Annotated in this window: 17 protein-coding genes; 13 read left to right on the top strand and 4 right to left on the bottom strand. The window is 70.9% G+C overall.

The features are described from left to right. The 3 genes from GH736_RS07440 to GH736_RS07430 form a co-directional block, all read left to right on the top strand. Window positions 1-663 (top strand): metal ABC transporter permease (locus tag GH736_RS07440; RefSeq protein ID WP_159601735.1); only part of this gene is annotated, 663 nt, incomplete at its 5' end. After that, the gene (locus GH736_RS07435) at window positions 660-1,094 is read left to right on the top strand and encodes a Fur family transcriptional regulator (protein WP_159601733.1); all 435 of its coding nucleotides are present in this window, start codon (window positions 660-662) and stop codon (window positions 1,092-1,094) included. The genes GH736_RS07440 and GH736_RS07435, both read left to right, overlap by 4 nt. 2 nt (window positions 1,095-1,096) lie before the next feature. Beyond that, a complete protein-coding gene (locus tag GH736_RS07430; RefSeq protein ID WP_235933875.1) occupies window positions 1,097-1,789 on the top strand; it encodes a hypothetical protein in 693 nt (230 codons plus the stop codon). On the opposite strand, the gene GH736_RS07425 is transcribed toward GH736_RS07430, so the two are convergent. Continuing rightward, a complete protein-coding gene (locus tag GH736_RS07425) occupies window positions 1,786-2,178 on the bottom strand; it encodes an MmcQ/YjbR family DNA-binding protein (RefSeq protein WP_159601731.1) in 393 nt (130 codons plus the stop codon). The genes GH736_RS07430 and GH736_RS07425 overlap by 4 nt on opposite strands. Before the next feature lie 268 nt (window positions 2,179-2,446). Here GH736_RS07425 and rpmB point away from each other — a divergent pair, with 268 nt between their 5' ends. The 5 genes from rpmB to GH736_RS07400 all read left to right on the top strand — a co-directional run bounded on the left by rpmB (window position 2,447) and on the right by GH736_RS07400 (window position 5,846). Further along, window positions 2,447-2,683 carry a 50S ribosomal protein L28 gene (gene rpmB / locus GH736_RS07420; RefSeq protein ID WP_056727420.1) on the top strand — a complete coding sequence of 79 codons (237 nt, stop codon included), beginning with the start codon at window positions 2,447-2,449 and terminating at the stop codon, window positions 2,681-2,683. Continuing rightward, window positions 2,683-2,850, top strand: coding sequence for a 50S ribosomal protein L33 (gene rpmG / locus GH736_RS07415; protein ID WP_021760158.1), 168 nt, complete (start codon window positions 2,683-2,685; stop codon window positions 2,848-2,850). Before rpmB ends, rpmG begins: the two co-directional genes overlap by 1 nt. 3 nt (window positions 2,851-2,853) lie before the next feature. After that, window positions 2,854-3,159 (top strand): 30S ribosomal protein S14, encoded by a 306-nt coding sequence (gene rpsN, locus GH736_RS07410; protein WP_159601729.1) that lies wholly within the window; start codon window positions 2,854-2,856, stop codon window positions 3,157-3,159. Between the two features lie 297 nt (window positions 3,160-3,456). Then, on the top strand, window positions 3,457-3,744 hold the full coding sequence (locus GH736_RS07405; RefSeq protein WP_159601727.1) for an HU family DNA-binding protein: 288 nt from the start codon (window positions 3,457-3,459) through the stop codon (window positions 3,742-3,744). Between the two features lie 125 nt (window positions 3,745-3,869). Beyond that, complete coding sequence (locus tag GH736_RS07400; RefSeq protein ID WP_203230675.1) at window positions 3,870-5,846, top strand: cytochrome c oxidase assembly protein; 1,977 nt, start codon at window positions 3,870-3,872, stop codon at window positions 5,844-5,846. A 51-nt stretch (window positions 5,847-5,897) separates the two neighbouring features. Here GH736_RS07400 and GH736_RS07395 read toward each other — a convergent pair whose 3' ends face one another. Further along, window positions 5,898-6,944 carry a hypothetical protein gene (locus GH736_RS07395; protein WP_159601725.1) on the bottom strand — a complete coding sequence of 349 codons (1,047 nt, stop codon included), beginning with the start codon at window positions 6,942-6,944 and terminating at the stop codon, window positions 5,898-5,900. Between the two features lie 187 nt (window positions 6,945-7,131). Here GH736_RS07395 and GH736_RS07390 point away from each other — a divergent pair, with 187 nt between their 5' ends. Beyond that, a complete protein-coding gene (locus GH736_RS07390) occupies window positions 7,132-8,466 on the top strand; it encodes an ATP-dependent DNA helicase (protein ID WP_159601723.1) in 1,335 nt (444 codons plus the stop codon). Window positions 8,467-8,613: 147 nt separating this feature from the next. Here GH736_RS07390 and GH736_RS07385 read toward each other — a convergent pair whose 3' ends face one another. Both GH736_RS07385 and GH736_RS07380 read right to left on the bottom strand, forming a co-directional pair. Continuing rightward, entirely contained in the window at window positions 8,614-9,186 is a 573-nt protein-coding gene (locus GH736_RS07385; RefSeq protein ID WP_159601721.1) for a hypothetical protein, read from the bottom strand. 11 nt (window positions 9,187-9,197) lie between these two features. After that, window positions 9,198-9,605 carry a DUF4383 domain-containing protein gene (locus tag GH736_RS07380; RefSeq protein ID WP_159601719.1) on the bottom strand — a complete coding sequence of 136 codons (408 nt, stop codon included), beginning with the start codon at window positions 9,603-9,605 and terminating at the stop codon, window positions 9,198-9,200. Between the two features lie 196 nt (window positions 9,606-9,801). On the opposite strand from GH736_RS07380, the gene GH736_RS07375 reads away from it, so the two are divergent. The 4 genes from GH736_RS07375 to GH736_RS07360 all read left to right on the top strand — a co-directional run. Next, window positions 9,802-11,088, top strand: coding sequence for a serine hydrolase domain-containing protein (locus tag GH736_RS07375; protein ID WP_159601718.1), 1,287 nt, complete (start codon window positions 9,802-9,804; stop codon window positions 11,086-11,088). A gap of 15 nt (window positions 11,089-11,103) precedes the next feature. Then, window positions 11,104-11,670: a dihydrofolate reductase family protein gene (locus GH736_RS07370; RefSeq protein WP_159601716.1), complete on the top strand. Its 567-nt coding sequence runs from the start codon at window positions 11,104-11,106 to the stop codon at window positions 11,668-11,670. Window positions 11,671-11,787: 117 nt separating this feature from the next. Further along, the gene (locus GH736_RS07365; protein ID WP_235933874.1) at window positions 11,788-13,425 is read left to right on the top strand and encodes an MFS transporter; all 1,638 of its coding nucleotides are present in this window, start codon (window positions 11,788-11,790) and stop codon (window positions 13,423-13,425) included. Beyond that, on the top strand, window positions 13,422-14,830 hold a 1,409-nt coding region (locus tag GH736_RS07360; RefSeq protein WP_235933873.1), incomplete at its 3' end, for a DUF2252 domain-containing protein. The genes GH736_RS07365 and GH736_RS07360, both read left to right, overlap by 4 nt.

The following is a 14,830-nucleotide window of genomic DNA, read 5'->3' as shown; positions in this document are numbered from 1 at the left end:
GCGGCATCCGTGCTGCTCGTCGCCGTGATGTCGGTCATCGCCCGGATCCGGCGCCAGGGCGCGCAGGTCGCGGCGGGCATCGTGCTGACCGGCGGGTTCGCTGCGGGCGCCATCCTGCAGGCCGTGATCCCCGGACTCCCGGTGCGCGCCGAGTCGCTGCTCGTCGGGTCGATCCTGACGGTGACCGACGCGGATGTCGCGCTCGCGGCATCCGTGGCCCTCATCTCGGTGCTCGCGGTGGCAGCCTTCGGCAAGGAGATCGCGTTCTCGACGTTCGACCCGTCGGGATTCCGCGCCGCCGGGTATCGCGAGTGGCCCATCGAGCTGCTCGTCCTCGGCCTGACCGCCGCGACCGTGGTGAGCGCCCTTCCGGCCGTCGGGGCGATCCTCGCGATCGCCCTGATCGCCGCACCGGCCGCTGCGGCGCGCCTCGTGGTGCCGACGTATCGCGGCATCCTGTGGACCGCACCGCTCATCGGTGCGGCATCCGGAGTCATCGGGGTGCTCGCCTCGCGCGCCCTCGTGGTGGCGGCGGGTCCGAGCATCGTCATCGCGGCCACCGCCTTCTTCGTGCTCGCGCTGGGCATCTCCAAGCTACGCGGACTACCGTGGAACCGGGTCGCCATACCCGTGGAGACCGCAGAGGACGCACGCATCGCATGAAGCGCAACACCTGGCAACGCGAAGCCGTTCGCGAGGCCCTCGACGAGACCGAGGGGTTCATCAGCGCGCAGGCGCTGCACTCCTCGCTGCACGCCAACGGCTCGCCGATCGGGCTCGCCACCGTCTATCGCGCCCTCGGCGACCTCGCGTCGAACGGTGAGGCCGACTCGCTGCAGTCGCCCGAGGGCGAGGCGCTCTACCGGGCCTGCAGCACCACGGGCCACCACCATCACCTGATCTGCCGCAACTGCGGCCTCACGGTCGAGATCGCGGCCGATGAGGTCGAGACGTGGGCGAAGCGGGTGGCGGCCGAGCACGGCTTCACGGGTGCCGCGCACGTCGTCGACGTGTTCGGTCTCTGCGCGAACTGCACGGTGCTGCTCACCGCGGGCGCGCCTGCAGGCGGCGACGGCGCGGCGGACCGGGACTGAGCGTGAGTGGAGCCGCCACCGCCGACCGCGAACCGGTGCGACTGCGCCGCGAGGCCTGGGGATTCGCGATCGGCTCCCTCTGCTTCATGGCGGGGGCGCTGCCGTTCTACGCCGAATGGGTCGGCGCCGTGTGGGTCGGCATCACCTTCTTCGTCGGCTCGATCTTCTTCACCGCCGCCGGGTTCATCCAGCTGAGCCTCAGCGGACGCCGTCCACCGCGGGAGCACACCAATCTGGCCGACCGGGCCGATTGGTGGTCGGCCGCGATCCAGTTCGTCGGCACCCTCTGCTTCAACGTCAGCACCGGCGTCGCGCTCGCCGCCGCCATCGCCCGGCCCGACGTCATCGGAGCGGGCTGGCGTCCCGACGCGTTCGGCTCCATCGCCTTCCTCGTGTCGAGCGCGCTCGCCGTGGTCGCCACCCGGCACCGCCTCCTCCTCTGGGACAGCAAGGCCCGCACCTGGCACGGCACCTGGTTGAACATGCTGGGCTCGATCGCCTTCGCCGCGTCGGCGGTCGGCGCCTACGTCTCGCCGGTCACCGACGACTTCGTGAGCCTGTTCTGGGCGAACCTCGGCACCCTGCTCGGCGCGCTGTGCTTCTTCACGGCCGCGGTGCTCTCGCGCCGCCCGCTGCAGCGGCACGAGCGAGTGATCGGGCCGGTGCTGGGGAAGGGCTCGGCGACGGGGCGCTAGTCGACGTTGTGCCGCAGGTACTCCCGCACGAGCCTGTCGGGCGCGGCGGCGGCCCACGCCTCGGCCACGAGCTCCGAGAGCCGGCGCCGCGGGATGCGGTCGAGGTGCACGAGCACCGTGGCGTAGCCGTCGAAGTGGGGCGTGGTGAAGAAGACCGTGGGATCCTCCGCGATGAGCGCGAGCTTGACGGCCTCGTCCTCCGTCTTCGCCGCGAGCACGGGGCCGGCCTGGGCCTCGATGCCGAGCGCATCCAGGTCCGCGCGCCGCAGCGGCCGCTCCAGCACGAACGCCTTGGCGTGCACCTTCCACTCGAGGTTGCCGCGCGAGACGTGCTCGCTCGCCTCGGGCAGGCCGAGCGCGAACTCGCGTACGTCGTCCCACGTCGCCATGCGCGTCAGGCTACGCCTCCGGATGCCGCCGCGCAGCCCCGGGCAACCTGCCGCACCGTCGTCGTGGCCGCGCGCGCGGCATCCGCTCGATTCGGCCCGCGATCAGGCCGTCTGGTAGACTCGACGTTTGGCTGGGCACTTCCACTGCCCAGACCGCGACACTCCCCTCACGAGAACCGCGAGAAATCGCGGAATTCGGCGTGGGGAGCGTCAGCAGACAAGAGACCTTGGGAGGGGCATCCGCCCCTCGGTATTGGAGGAAAGACCAATGGCAGCAGTGTGCCAGGTGACCGGAGCCGTTCCCGGCTTCGGACACAACATCTCGCACTCGCACCGCCGGACGAAGCGCCGCTTCGACCCGAACGTGCAGAAGAAGACGTACTACGTGCCCTCGCTTCGTCGTAACGTCACCCTGAACGTGTCCGCCAAGGGCATCAAGGTGATCGACGCTCGTGGCATCGAGGCCGTCATCAAGGACATCCAGGCTCGTGGGGTGAAGCTCTAATGGCGAAGCAGCAGGACATCCGTCCCATCATCAAGCTCCGTTCGACGGCCGGCACCGGGTACACCTACGTGACCCGCAAGAACCGTCGCAACAACCCCGACCGTCTCGTGCTCAAGAAGTACGACCCCGTGGTGCGCAAGCACGTCGACTTCCGAGAGGAGCGCTAAGACATGGCGAAGAAGAGCAAGATCGCGCGCAACGAGCAGCGCAAGGTGATCGTCGACCGCTACGCGGCGAAGCGCCTCGAACTGAAGAAGGCGCTCGTCGACGAGAACGGCACCGACGAGAGCCGCGAGGCCGCTCGCGTGGGCCTGCAGAAGCTGCCCCGCAACGCATCGCCGGTTCGCGTCCGTTCGCGTGACGCCATCGACGGCCGCCCCCGTGGCGTGCTCACGAAGTTCGGCGTCTCGCGCGTCCGCTTCCGTGACATGGCCCACCGTGGCGAGATGCCCGGCATCACCAAGTCGAGCTGGTAGGCCACCGAGCCTCCACGCTTCACCGAGAGGGGCGTCCCGGGTTTCCGGGGCGCCCCTCTCGTCGTCCCCGGGGGCGGATGCCGCGACCGCCCGAGTGCCGCCTGAACGGCCCGTGGCGGCATCAGCTCGGCGACACGCCGGGCCGAAGGTGCCCCAATGGGCTCGAAATCCGCGTGATTCCGCGGATCTCTGCTACATTCGAGGCGGCCCGATCGGCCACGGGGGCGGTTGAACGATCGTTCCCGAGAATTCACAGATAGCTGTACCGAAACAGCGGAAGTCCGAGGAGGACATTCAATGGCTGACAAGTCGCTGAACAAGACCGAGCTCGTCGCGAAGATCGCTGCGTCGACCGGGCAGAGCCAGGCCACCGTCGACGCCGTGCTCGGCGGTCTCTTCGACGCGCTCGCCGAGTCCGTCGGTTCGGACACGAAGGTCTCCATCCCGGGTTGGCTCGCCGTCGAGCGCACCTCGCGTGCCGCCCGCACCGGCCGCAACCCGCAGACGGGCGCGACCATCGAGATCCCGGCCGGTCACTCGGTCAAGATCTCGGCCGGCTCGAAGCTCAAGGCTGCCGCCAAGTAGCATCCGAGACTCCCGAACGGGGCATGCGGCCGAGCGCCGCATGCCCCGTCGTGGTCTCAGGCGAGCGGATGCCGCAGGCGGACGCTCCGGGCGGGCGCACGGGTAGCGGCGTCTAGGCTGGTTCGGTGCCCCGCTCCGTCCGCGTGCTCGGCCCCGCCGTGCTCATCCTCGTCGCGCTCCTCGCGACGTTCGCGGGCCTCGCGTACGGCGGCGGCGCCGCGCCGTACCCCATCCAGGACCCCGGTCCCATCGCCCGGTTCGGCCTGCCGATCGCCAAGCTCTTCGTGAACCTGGGCGCGGCGGGCATGATCGGCGCGCTCGTCATGGCGGTGTGGGCCCTCAGCCCGAAGCGACCCGAGTTCGACCTGGCGCTCGACGTCGCCGCGGCATCCGCCGCCGTGCTCACGGTGGCCAGCGCCGCGACCGGCCTCTTCACGTTCCTCGTCGTGACCGGGGAGCCCCTCGATCTCGGCGAGGCGTTCGGGCAGAAGCTCGGCCAGTTCGTCACGTCGATCGAGCTCGGCGAGGCGTGGCTGACGACCACGCTCGTCGCGGCCGCCGTCACCGTGCTGTGCTTCGCGGTGCGCAACCACACGGCGCTCATCTTCGTCACCGTGCTCGCGGTGGCCGCACTCGTGCCGATGGCCCAGCAGGGGCACGCGGCCGGCGCCGCGGGTCACAACGCGGCGATCGCCGCCCTCGGCCTGCACCTCGCGTTCGTCGCCGCATGGGTCGGCGGCCTGCTGACGCTCGTGCTGCTGCGGAAGCGCCTCGAGGCCGACCGACTCCCCGTCGTGCTCACCCGCTACTCGACCGTGGCCCTCATCTGCTTCATCGTGGTGGCCGTCTCGGGCTACGCCGGCGCGGCCCTGCGCATCGGCACGTGGGACCAGCTCGGAACCCCCTATGGCGTGCTCGTGCTGGCCAAGGTCGCCGCGCTCATCGCCCTCGGCCTCTTCGGCGCGGTGCAGCGCCGCTTCCTGATCGGCCGGATGTCGCGTCCCGGCGCCTCCGGCGCGCGCGACTTCTGGCTGCTCGTCGTCGTCGAGCTCGCCTTCATGGGGCTCGCGTCGGGGGTCGCCGCGGCGCTCGCCCGCACCGCGACGCCGGTGTCCGAGGATGCCGCCGGCTCGCTCGCCCGCACCCCCGCCGAGATCCTGACGGGCCAGCCGTTGCCGCCGTGGCCCGAGTGGACGCGGTACTTCACCGAGTGGAGCCCCGACCTCATCTGGCTGCTGGCGTGCGGGTTCGGCATCTTCTTCTACCTCGCCGGCGTATGGCGGCTCCGCAAGCGCGGCGACCACTGGCCGATCTACCGGGCGGTGCTGTGGGTGTGCGGCCTGCTGCTCCTCGCCTACATCACGAGCGGCGGCGTGAGCGTCTACGAGGAGTACCTCTTCTCGGCGCACATGGGGGCGCACATGGCACTGACCATGGCGGTGCCCGTGCTGCTCGTGCCCGGTGCGCCGGTCACCCTGGCGGCGCGGGCGATCCGCCCCCGGAAGGACGGCTCGCGCGGCGGACGCGAGTGGATCCTGCTCGCCGTGCACTCGAAGTTCGCCTCGATCATCGCCAACCCGCTCGTGGCGGCGGCGCTCTTCGCCGGGTCGCTCTGGGTGTTCTACTACTCGCCGCTGTTCCGCTGGTCGATGGTCGACCACATCGGCCACGAATGGATGGTCGGCCACTTCCTCATCACCGGCTACTTGTTCGTGCAGTCGCTCATCGGCATCGATCCGGTGCCCTACCGCCTGCCGTACCCGTTCCGGCTGGTGCTGCTGCTCGGCACGATGGCGTTCCACGCGTTCTTCGGCCTCGCGATCATGTCGGGCACGGGCCTGCTGCTCGCCGACTGGTACGGCGCGATGGGCTGGGGCACCGATGCGCTCGCGGACCAGCAGATGGGCGGCGGCATCGCCTGGTCGGTGGGGGAGATCCCCACCGTGGCGCTCGCGATCACCGTCGCGGTGCAGTGGTCGCGCAGCGACGAGAAGGAGTCCCGCCGGAGCGACCGGCACGCCGATCGCACCGGCGACGCCGAGCTCGAGGCCTACAACGCGCGGCTCGCGGCCATCGCCCGGCAGGACGCGAACCGCAGCTGACGCGGGCGAGCGGATGCCGCGTCGAGCGGACGCCGCGGCATCCGCTCATCGTCACTTCAGCTGGATCGCGATGCTGCCGTCGGGGCGGATCGTGGCGCTGAGCGCGAGGAGGAACGTCTCGTCCTCCTCGAACTGGGAGATGTCGCCATCGAACAGCGACTGCACTTCGACGGAGATATGCGCGACGCCCTCGGTCGGCGGCATCTCGAACGCCGTGTCGCCCGCGGTGAGCGTGACCTGCGGGCTCGTGACGATGGTCCACACGGGATCGCTCACCACGCGGTCGTCGATCTCGACGCCGAAGGGGCATCCGGCCGGCTGCAGCACGGCCTGCGTCGTGCACTGCTGAAGGTAGTCGTCGACCTTGACCTGCACGCGCTGCACGAACGTCGCGGTGGGCTCAGAGTCGACGGTCACGGCGGGCCGGCTCGACGGCTCGACGGTGAGCGGAGCGGGGACCGCCTCGAGGAGCGTCGAGGTGTAGCCGAACTCGTAGACCGCGGGCGCGATGGCGAGGTAGGGCGTGGTCTGCGTGAAGGCGGTGAGCTCGTCGCCCGTCTTGTTGGCCCGGGTGTCGAGTGTGAGCGTGCCGACGGTGAAGAGCGGGTTGTGCGCGGCGGTCACATCGATGACGGCGAGCGGGCTGACGGCGAACTCCCACCGGTTGAGCACCCCGTAGAGCGGTTCGATGGGACGCACGTCGAACGTCGTCTCCACGATCGCCAGGTCGAGGCGGTAGCTCGCGGTGACGGAGTGCGTGCCGTCGTCCCCGGTGACATCGCTCAGGATGCGCACGTCCTGGGGGCCGGCCTCGACCACGCCGGAGCGGAACATCGCCGTGGAGACGTTCGCCGGCAGGCCGAGCGCCGCGAGCTCATCGGCGTCGAGTGCGACACCGGGTGTGGTCGATGCCGCGGCGATGTCGTCGTCGGCGATGGCCTCGAGGTAGCGCTCGACGAAGCTGGAGGCGCCGTAGATCGTCTGGTTCAGCGCACCGAGCGCAGCGAGGAACGCTCCGACGACGAGCATGGCGAGGCCGAGCCACCCCGCGACGGCCGCGAGGGACAAGCGACCCTCGCGCACGACCGAGCTCCCCACCCGCACAGTCTATGGTGGGCCGGCCGCGCGACTCGTCCTCCACCCCGCGGCCCCCGCGCGGCCGGGATGGGACGGTCCGGGCCGACATAACCGCGGGCGCTCGCCGCGCGGTTACAGTGGGAGCGCGCCCGCTCGGGCGTCGTCGCCGCGGGAGCCGCGCGCGGCATCCGCTCGCCGAAGGCAACCAGTGCAGAACGTCACCCTCACCCGCGAACAGGCCGCGGTGTTCCACGCCATCGAGGGCACCCGCGAGCACGTGTTCGTCACCGGACGCGCGGGCACCGGCAAGTCGACCCTGCTGAACCACCTGAACTGGCACACGGCGAAGCAGATCGTCATCTGCGCGCCCACCGGCGTCGCCGCGCTCAATGTCGGGGGCCAGACCATCCACTCGCTGTTCCGCCTGCCGATCGGGGTCATCGCCGACCACGACATCGACCAGAACGACGCGGTGCGCAAGATCCTCAACGCGATGGACACGCTCGTGATCGACGAGGTCTCCATGGTCAACGCCGACCTCATGGATGCGATGGACCGATCCCTCCGGCAGGCCAGGCAGCGGCCGTTCGAACCGTTCGGCGGTGCGCAGGTCGTGCTCTTCGGCGACCCGTACCAGCTCGCACCGGTGCCCGGGAGCGGCGACGAGCGGCGCTACTTCGCCGACACCTACCGATCGATGTGGTTCTTCGACGCGAAGGTGTGGGACGAGGCCGACCTGCGCATCTACGAGCTCGGCGAGGTGCACCGCCAGCACGACGACGAGTTCAAGGTCATGCTCAACGCCGTGCGGCACGGCGCGGTCACGGCCGAGATCGCGGGAGTGCTCAACGACGTCGGCGCCCGGCGCCCGCTGCCCGAGCAGGGCGCGATCACCCTGGCGACCACGAACGGCACCGTGAACCGCATCAACCACTCCCAGCTGCACCGGCTGCCCGGCCAGTCGATCGCGAACGAGGCCGAGGTGAACGGCGACTTCGGAGGGCGCACGTTCCCGGCCGACGAGCGGCTCGAGCTCAAGCTCGGCGCGCAGGTCATGTTCCTACGCAACGACACCGCGGTGCGGGGCGACGGGCCCCGCTGGGTCAACGGCACGATCGGCACCGTCACGTCGCTGCAGCGCGAGGTGCGGGTCGACATCGACGGCGAGGAGCACGAGGTCGAGCCGGTCACGTGGGAGAAGTTCCGCTATTCGTGGGACGCGACGGCGAAGAAGCTGCACCGCGAGATCGTGGCCGAGTTCACCCAGTACCCGCTGCGGCTGGCGTGGGCGGTCACCATCCACAAGTCGCAGGGCGCGAGCTACGAGACCGCGATCGTCGACCTCGGCCCGCGGGCCTTCAGCCCCGGCCAGACCTACGTCGCGCTGAGCCGGCTCACGGCGCTCGACGGGCTCTACCTCAGCCGGCCGCTGCGTCCGAGCGACATCATCGTCGACCGCGACGTCGAGCGCTTCATGGCCGGCGCCCTCCGCGAGATCGGGGCGGATGTCGGCGCCACCGGCGCGGCCGGCGCGGCCGGCTGACCAAGGCCCGCGGCCCCGGCCCCCGAGCAGTCGACCCGGGGAGGGGCGGCGCGGGATCCTGCTCCCGCGCCGCCCCCGTCGAAGCGACCGGGAGCGTCATCGCCACGCACTCCCGGCCGCGGTCTGCGGCTCATCGTGCCGAAACCCTCAATGGTGGTGTGCCGGGCCCGTGGTCGACGACGAGCCCCAGCCGCTGTGGTCGCCGTGCGGCACCGCGAGCCGTCCGGCCTCGGTCGCCGCAAGCGCCGGCGTCGCGAGTGCGGCGACCAGCAGCGCGCCGGCCACGAGTCCCGCGAGTGACAGGCGTCCGTCGATCGCAGCCCGTCCGGCCCCATCCGGCTCGCCCTTCGGCTCGGACGGCGTACCGGCTCGGCTCCGTCGTCGCACGACTGCTGCCGCCTGGGCGGCGACGACCGCTGCGAACACGGATGCCGCGAGCAGCGGACCGGCCGGGACGCCGGCCGTGCCGGCGAACCCGCTGCCCACGAGCGCCGCGGCGCCCACGAGGAGCGCCACGCCGACCGCGAGCGTCGCGCCCGGGGCGATGGGACGGCCCAGGTGCAGCGAGAGGACGCCCCACGCGAGCGCGGCGATGCCGACGCCGGCGAGGACGCCTCCCGCTGGTCCCCCGGCACCGGCGGCGAGGGCGAGCAGCACGAGGCCGGCGCCGAACGCCGCCAGCATGGGCCACGTTCGTGCCATCGTCGCCAGTGCGGTCATGGCTCGGCTCCCTATGCCACGGCCACGCGTGCGGAGCGCTCCGCCCCGAGGCCCACGCCGAGCAGCACGATGGCGCTCGCGAGGTGCAGGAAGTGATCGGCGGTGTTGAGCGCCAGGATGTTGGCCGAGGTGCCCGCCAGGAAGAAGCCGACGATGCCGAGCAGCAGGTATGCGCCTCCGACCGTCGCGTTCACGGCCTTCGCGGCGGCGACCCCCACGAATCCGGCGATGAGCAGTGCGGCTCCGATGAGCAGGCGCGCCACGTTGTGCAGCGGGTTCACCTCGAAGATGCCGAGGAGCAGCCCGCCCTCCGTCGCGATGAACCCGACCCCGCCGGTGACGGCGAAGCCGAGCAGGCCGACGAATACGTAGACCGCGCCGAACACGGTCGCAACGATGCGATTGGGCGAATTGCGCATGGGTGTGCCTCCTTCGTGCCCCCGGTGGTCGGAGTGCAGGGGTGGTTCGCGGCCCGACCATTCGCGGATTGGTCGCAGCCATCGACGGATGCCGCTTGCCGGACGCGCGGGGCCGCAGATCCTGCCGCGCGGGCGCCGCGGCCGTGCTCCCAGTGCGGGTTACAATCAGGTCTGACACACGGCAAGGGGGGCTTGCGTGGTTGAACGACAGGGACCATCCCGGCGTCGTCGGGGATTCCCCGCCGTCGCCACCGCGGTGGTGCTCGCGTTCGGCCTGAGCGGATGCTTCGGCGCCAGTGTCAGTCCGGTCGCCGAGTTCGACCCGGTCGACGCACCCTTCTCCGACGAGATGGCCGAGCGGCTCGACGCCGTGCTCGACCAGGCCGTGGCGCTCAGCGGATCGAGCGGCGGCATCGCCGGCGTGTGGGCGCCGTGGGCGGGGGAGTGGACCGGCGCATCCGGCACGGTCGGCTTCGGCGAGAAGGCCCCGGCGGCGAGGGTCGACGACAGTTTCCGGCTCGCGACCGTCACCACCGAGATCACCTGCACCGTGCTGCTGCGCCTCGTCGACGCCGGCACCGTGCAGCTCGACGACGAGGTCACCCGGTACGTCGACTGGATCCCCTCGCTCGACGGCATCACGCTCGAGCAGCTGTGCCGCGACACGTCGGGCCTCCCCGACTACTACCCCGTGCTGCGCGGCACGTTCATCTCGAACCCCGAGCGGATCTGGCCGCCGAACGAGCTCCTCTCCAACGGACTCGCGCTGTCCCGTGTCGGCCCGCCCGGCGAGCAGGTGCGCGAGTCCCGCACCGGCATCCTCCTGCTCGCGTTCGCACTCGAACGGGCGAGCGGGCGGTCGTGGGCCGACCTCGCGAATCAGTACGTCTACGACCCGCTCGGCATGGAGCAGACCCAGCTGCCGCAGGCGTCGGCCACGGAGCACGCCGGCGTGCTCTCGGCCTACTCGGCGGCGATCGCGCCGACCGGCGGGCCCGACTGCGCGGTGCTCGTCGACGATTCCACGCAGTCGAGCTCGATGGGCGGCGCCGCAGCCGGTGCGATCTCGACGCTCGAGGACACCCGCACCCTGAGCGAGGCCTTCGCCACCGGCGCGCTCCTCAGCGAGGAGAGCGAGAAGCAGCAGTGGGCCACGATCCCGCTCGGCGGCGGGGCGCCCGCCTGGCAGTCGGCCGGGATCGGCGGTCTGCAGTACGGGCCGATGCGCGGCACGGCCGGTGAGCTGCCGGGCGCCCTGACCGCCGCCTTCACCGACCCCGACAACGGCCTCACCGTCGTGGTCGCCCTCAACAATTCGACGCCCGGGCCCGATTTCGTGCGCGAGACCGCGTTCGCCCTGGCATCCATCGCCTCGAAGGCGGATGCCGCGGAGGGACGCAAGAGGCCGCTCACCGAGCTGCCGTGGTCGGTCGACCAGGCCATGGCCAACATGCAGGCGCTCGGCATCTGCCCGAAGGCCTGACGAAGGAGGCGCCGCATGGGTGCACTGATCTGCGCCGGCATCACTTCGCTCGACGGGTACATCGCCGACGAGCGCGGCGACTTCAGCTGGGGCAGGCCCGATTCCGAGCTGCACTCCTTCGTGAACGAGCTGGAACGACCGGTCGGCACCTACCTGTACGGCCGCCGCATGTACGAGGTGATGCGGTTCTGGCAGACGGCCGACACCGAGCATGAGCTTCCCGACGCCGAGCGGGAGTACGCCGAGATCTGGCAGGACACCGACAAGGTCGTGTACTCCTCGACGCTCACCGAGGTCCAGACTCCCCGCACCCGCCTTGAGCGAACGTTCGACGCCGACGCGGTCCGCCGCATGAAGTCCGAGGCCGACCGCGACCTCTCCGTCTCAGGTCCGCACCTCGCCGAGCACGCGTTCCGGGCCGGGTTGGTCGACGAGGTCCACCTGTTCGTGCACCCCGTCGCCGTCGGCGGGGGCACGGCGCTGCTGCCTCGCGGCATCCGGCTCGACCTCGAGCTCCGCGACGAGCGGCGGTTCGCGACCGGCGTCGTGTACCTCCGATACGGGGTGCTCGAGGCCCGATAGCGCTCTATGCCGCGGCGCCGATCGGTGGGACGATCGGCAGAGGTGGGCAGTGCGTCGGCGCACAGCCCACCGCCGCATCCGCAGATCGCCTGGGATCGGGCGGGGGAGAGGTCACGAGTGAAGAACTGGCCGGTCATCGCCATCCTGGCGAGCGCGCAGTTCGTGATGGTGCTCGACGGCACCGTCATGAACGTGTCGATCTCGACCGTGGTCGAGGATCTCGACACCACGGTCGACGCGATGCAGGCCGCCATCACCTTCTACACGCTCACCATGGCGGCGGTGATGCTGCTGGGTGCGAAGCTGGGCGACGTGTGGGGGCGCCGTCGGGCGTTCGTCATCGGCTCGATCGTGTACGCCATCGGCTCGCTCACCACGGCCCTCAGCCCCAACGTGGTGGTGCTCTTCCTCGGCTGGTCGATCGTCGAGGGGCTGGGCGCCGTGCTCGTGATCCCGGCCATCGCGGCGCTCATCGCCGACAACTACGTCGGGCGCGCCAGGGCGGCGGCATACGCGATCATCGGAGCCGCGTCGGGCGCAGCGGTCGCCGCAGGCCCGCTGATCGGCGGCTACATGACCACCTACCTCAGCTGGCGCTACGTGTTCGTCGGCGAGGTCGTCATCATGGCGGTCGTCGTGCTGTTCGCCCGCAGGATCGCCGACCCCACCGGAGCCCGACCGTCGCGCATCGACGTGCTCAGCGTGGTGCTCTCGGCCGCGGGCCTCGTCTTCGTCGTCTATGGGATGCTGCAGAGCAAGACGTGGGGCTGGGTCATCCCGCAGCATCCGCCCGTCATCGGCGGCGTCGAGTTCGCGCCGCTCGGGATCTCGCCCACGACGTGGTTCATGCTCGCCGGCGCCGCGCTGCTCTGGTGGTTCGTGAGCCGCCAGCGGCAGCTGGCGGCAGCCGGCCGCGCGCCGCTCGTCGACATCACGCTGTTCCGGATCCTCCGCCTGCGCAGCGGCCTCACCGTGCTGCTCGCGCAGTACGCGATGACGGCCGGACTGTTCTTCATGATGCCCGTGTACCTGCAGATGACCCTCGGCCTCGACGCCCTGCAGACCGGCATCCGCATCTTCCCCCTGTCGATCTCGCTCATCCTCTTCTCGATCCTCGGCACCCGCCTCGCGCTGGTGTGGTCGCCGCGACGGATCATCCGCGTCGGTCAACTGCTCCTCGTGCTCGCCTCCTTCGTGCTGCTCGGCGCCGTCGACATCGAGCTCAAGAGCCCCGCCTTCGGCCTCGGCATGTTCGTCGCCGGCGCGGCGCTGGGCCTCCTGGCCTCCCAGATCGGCAACGTGAACATGTCGAGCGTCGGCGAGGACCAGTCGAGCGAGGTCGGCGGCCTGCAGGGCGTCTTCCAGAACCTCGGCTCCTCGCTCGGCACGGCACTCATCGGCTCGGTGCTCATCGGCACGTTGGCGACGTCGTTCGCGTCTGGCGTCGCGACGAGCGACCTGCCGCAGGACACCCAGGTGGTGGTGGCGGAGGCGACCCAGGGCGGCGTGAACATCGTGCCCGCGGCATCCGTGCCCGACCTCGCCCGCGACGCCGGACTCGACGACGCCGAGGCGGCGGAGCTCGAGCGCGTGTATGCGGACTCGCAGATCGAGTCGCTGCGCGTCTCGCTCGTGGCCCTGATCGTCATCGCACTGCTGTCGCTCTTCTTCTCGCGCGGGATCCCGGCCGACGTCCCCGGCCGGCCGCGCAGTGAAAGCCCTGGATCGGACGAGGGAGCGGAGGTCGTGACATGAGCATCGACGAGACCATGGCGAGCGGTGGACGAGGCGTCGAGGCGCTCGCACCGCCGCCGGCGACCGACTTCGCGGCCCGCGCAGAGTACGGCAAGGAGGCTCGGCGGCGCTCGCCGCGCTCGTCGCATGCGGGATGGTCGCCCGCGGCCGACCGAGGTGACCCGATCGCACTCCTCGAAGAGCAGGCGACCACGCGGGTGCCCGAGCTCGTGCCGATCCGGCACGCGCGTATGCTCGTGTCGCCGTTCACGTTCTACCGCGGTGCCGCGCTGCTCATGGCATCCGACCTCGCCCGCACCCCCGTCTCGGGCATCATGACGCAGATCTGCGGCGATGCGCACCTGTCGAACTTCGGCGTCTTCGGCACCCCCGAACGCCGCATGGTCTTCGACATGAACGACTTCGACGAGACCCTGCCCGGCCCGTGGGAGTGGGACGTGAAACGGCTGGCGGCGAGCTTCGAGGTCGCCGGTCGCAACAACGGGTACACCGATGAGGAGCGGCGCGAGATCAACCTCACGGCGGTACGCGGCTATCGCGAGCGGATGCTGCAGGCCGCCGGGTCGCGGGTGCTCGACGCCTGGTACGACCAGCTCGACACCGACCGCTTCATGGCGTTCGTCGCCGAGGAGCGGCAGCGCAAGCAGTTGGATGCCAAGCAGCTCAAGCGCACGGATGCCGCACTGGCGAAGGCGCGCACGAAGGACAGCATGCGTGCGGTGTCCAAGCTCACCGAGGTGGTCGATGGGCAGTTGCGGATCATGGCGGACCCCCCGCTCATCGTGCCGATCGAGCAGCTCGACCCTGTCGGTCGCACGCGGGAGCAGGAGGAGGACTGGATGCGGGAGGTGCTGGCGTCGTACCAGTCGACCCTCCAGCTCGAGAACCATCCGATGCGGGAGTTCTCGTACGTGCACCTCGCGCGCAAGGTCGTCGGCGTCGGCAGTGTCGGCACCAGGGCGTGGATCGTGCTGCTGCGGGGGCGCGATGACCAGGATCCGCTCCTGCTGCAGGCGAAGCAGGCCGAGGCGTCGGTGCTCGAGCGATTCCTGCAGCCGAGCGCCTACGACAATCACGGCGAGCGTGTCGTGCGCGGCCAGCGGCTCATGCAGGCGGCGAGCGACATCTTCCTCGGCTGGCATCGCCAGGCCGGGTTCGACGGCGTCGACCGCGACTTCTACATCCGGCAGCTCCACGACTGGAAGGGCGCCGCCGACGTCGAGTCACTCGTGCCGTCGGGGGCGCGCGTGTACGCCCGAGTCTGCGGCGAGACGCTCGCACGCGCACACGCGCGCGCCGGCGACCGGGTCGCGATCGCGTCGTACCTCGGGCAGAGCGACCGGTTCGACCGGGCCGTCGCGGAGTTCGCCCGCGACTACGGCGACCAGAACGAGCGCGACTATGC

Source organism: Agromyces humi, from assembly GCF_009720255.1.
Taxonomy (GTDB): Bacteria; Actinomycetota; Actinomycetes; order Actinomycetales; family Microbacteriaceae; genus Agromyces; species Agromyces humi.
The sequence above is the reverse complement of the archived record's forward strand: the minus strand, read 5'-3'. Positions and strand labels throughout refer to the sequence as shown.

What these genes read in the sequence shown, in the direction of transcription:
- GH736_RS07435 (WP_159601733.1), top strand. Translation starts at nt 660, where the DNA reads ATGAAGCGCAACACCTGGCAACGCGAAGCCGTTCGCGAGGCCCTCGAC.
- GH736_RS07425 (WP_159601731.1), bottom strand. Translation starts at nt 2,178, where the DNA reads ATGGCGACGTGGGACGACGTACGCGAGTTCGCGCTCGGCCTGCCCGAG.
- rpmB (WP_056727420.1), top strand. Translation starts at nt 2,447, where the DNA reads ATGGCAGCAGTGTGCCAGGTGACCGGAGCCGTTCCCGGCTTCGGACAC.
- rpmG (WP_021760158.1), top strand. Translation starts at nt 2,683, where the DNA reads ATGGCGAAGCAGCAGGACATCCGTCCCATCATCAAGCTCCGTTCGACG.
- rpsN (WP_159601729.1), top strand. Translation starts at nt 2,854, where the DNA reads ATGGCGAAGAAGAGCAAGATCGCGCGCAACGAGCAGCGCAAGGTGATC.
- GH736_RS07405 (WP_159601727.1), top strand. Translation starts at nt 3,457, where the DNA reads ATGGCTGACAAGTCGCTGAACAAGACCGAGCTCGTCGCGAAGATCGCT.
- GH736_RS07385 (WP_159601721.1), bottom strand. Translation starts at nt 9,186, where the DNA reads ATGACCGCACTGGCGACGATGGCACGAACGTGGCCCATGCTGGCGGCG.
- GH736_RS07380 (WP_159601719.1), bottom strand. Translation starts at nt 9,605, where the DNA reads ATGCGCAATTCGCCCAATCGCATCGTTGCGACCGTGTTCGGCGCGGTC.
- GH736_RS07370 (WP_159601716.1), top strand. Translation starts at nt 11,104, where the DNA reads ATGGGTGCACTGATCTGCGCCGGCATCACTTCGCTCGACGGGTACATC.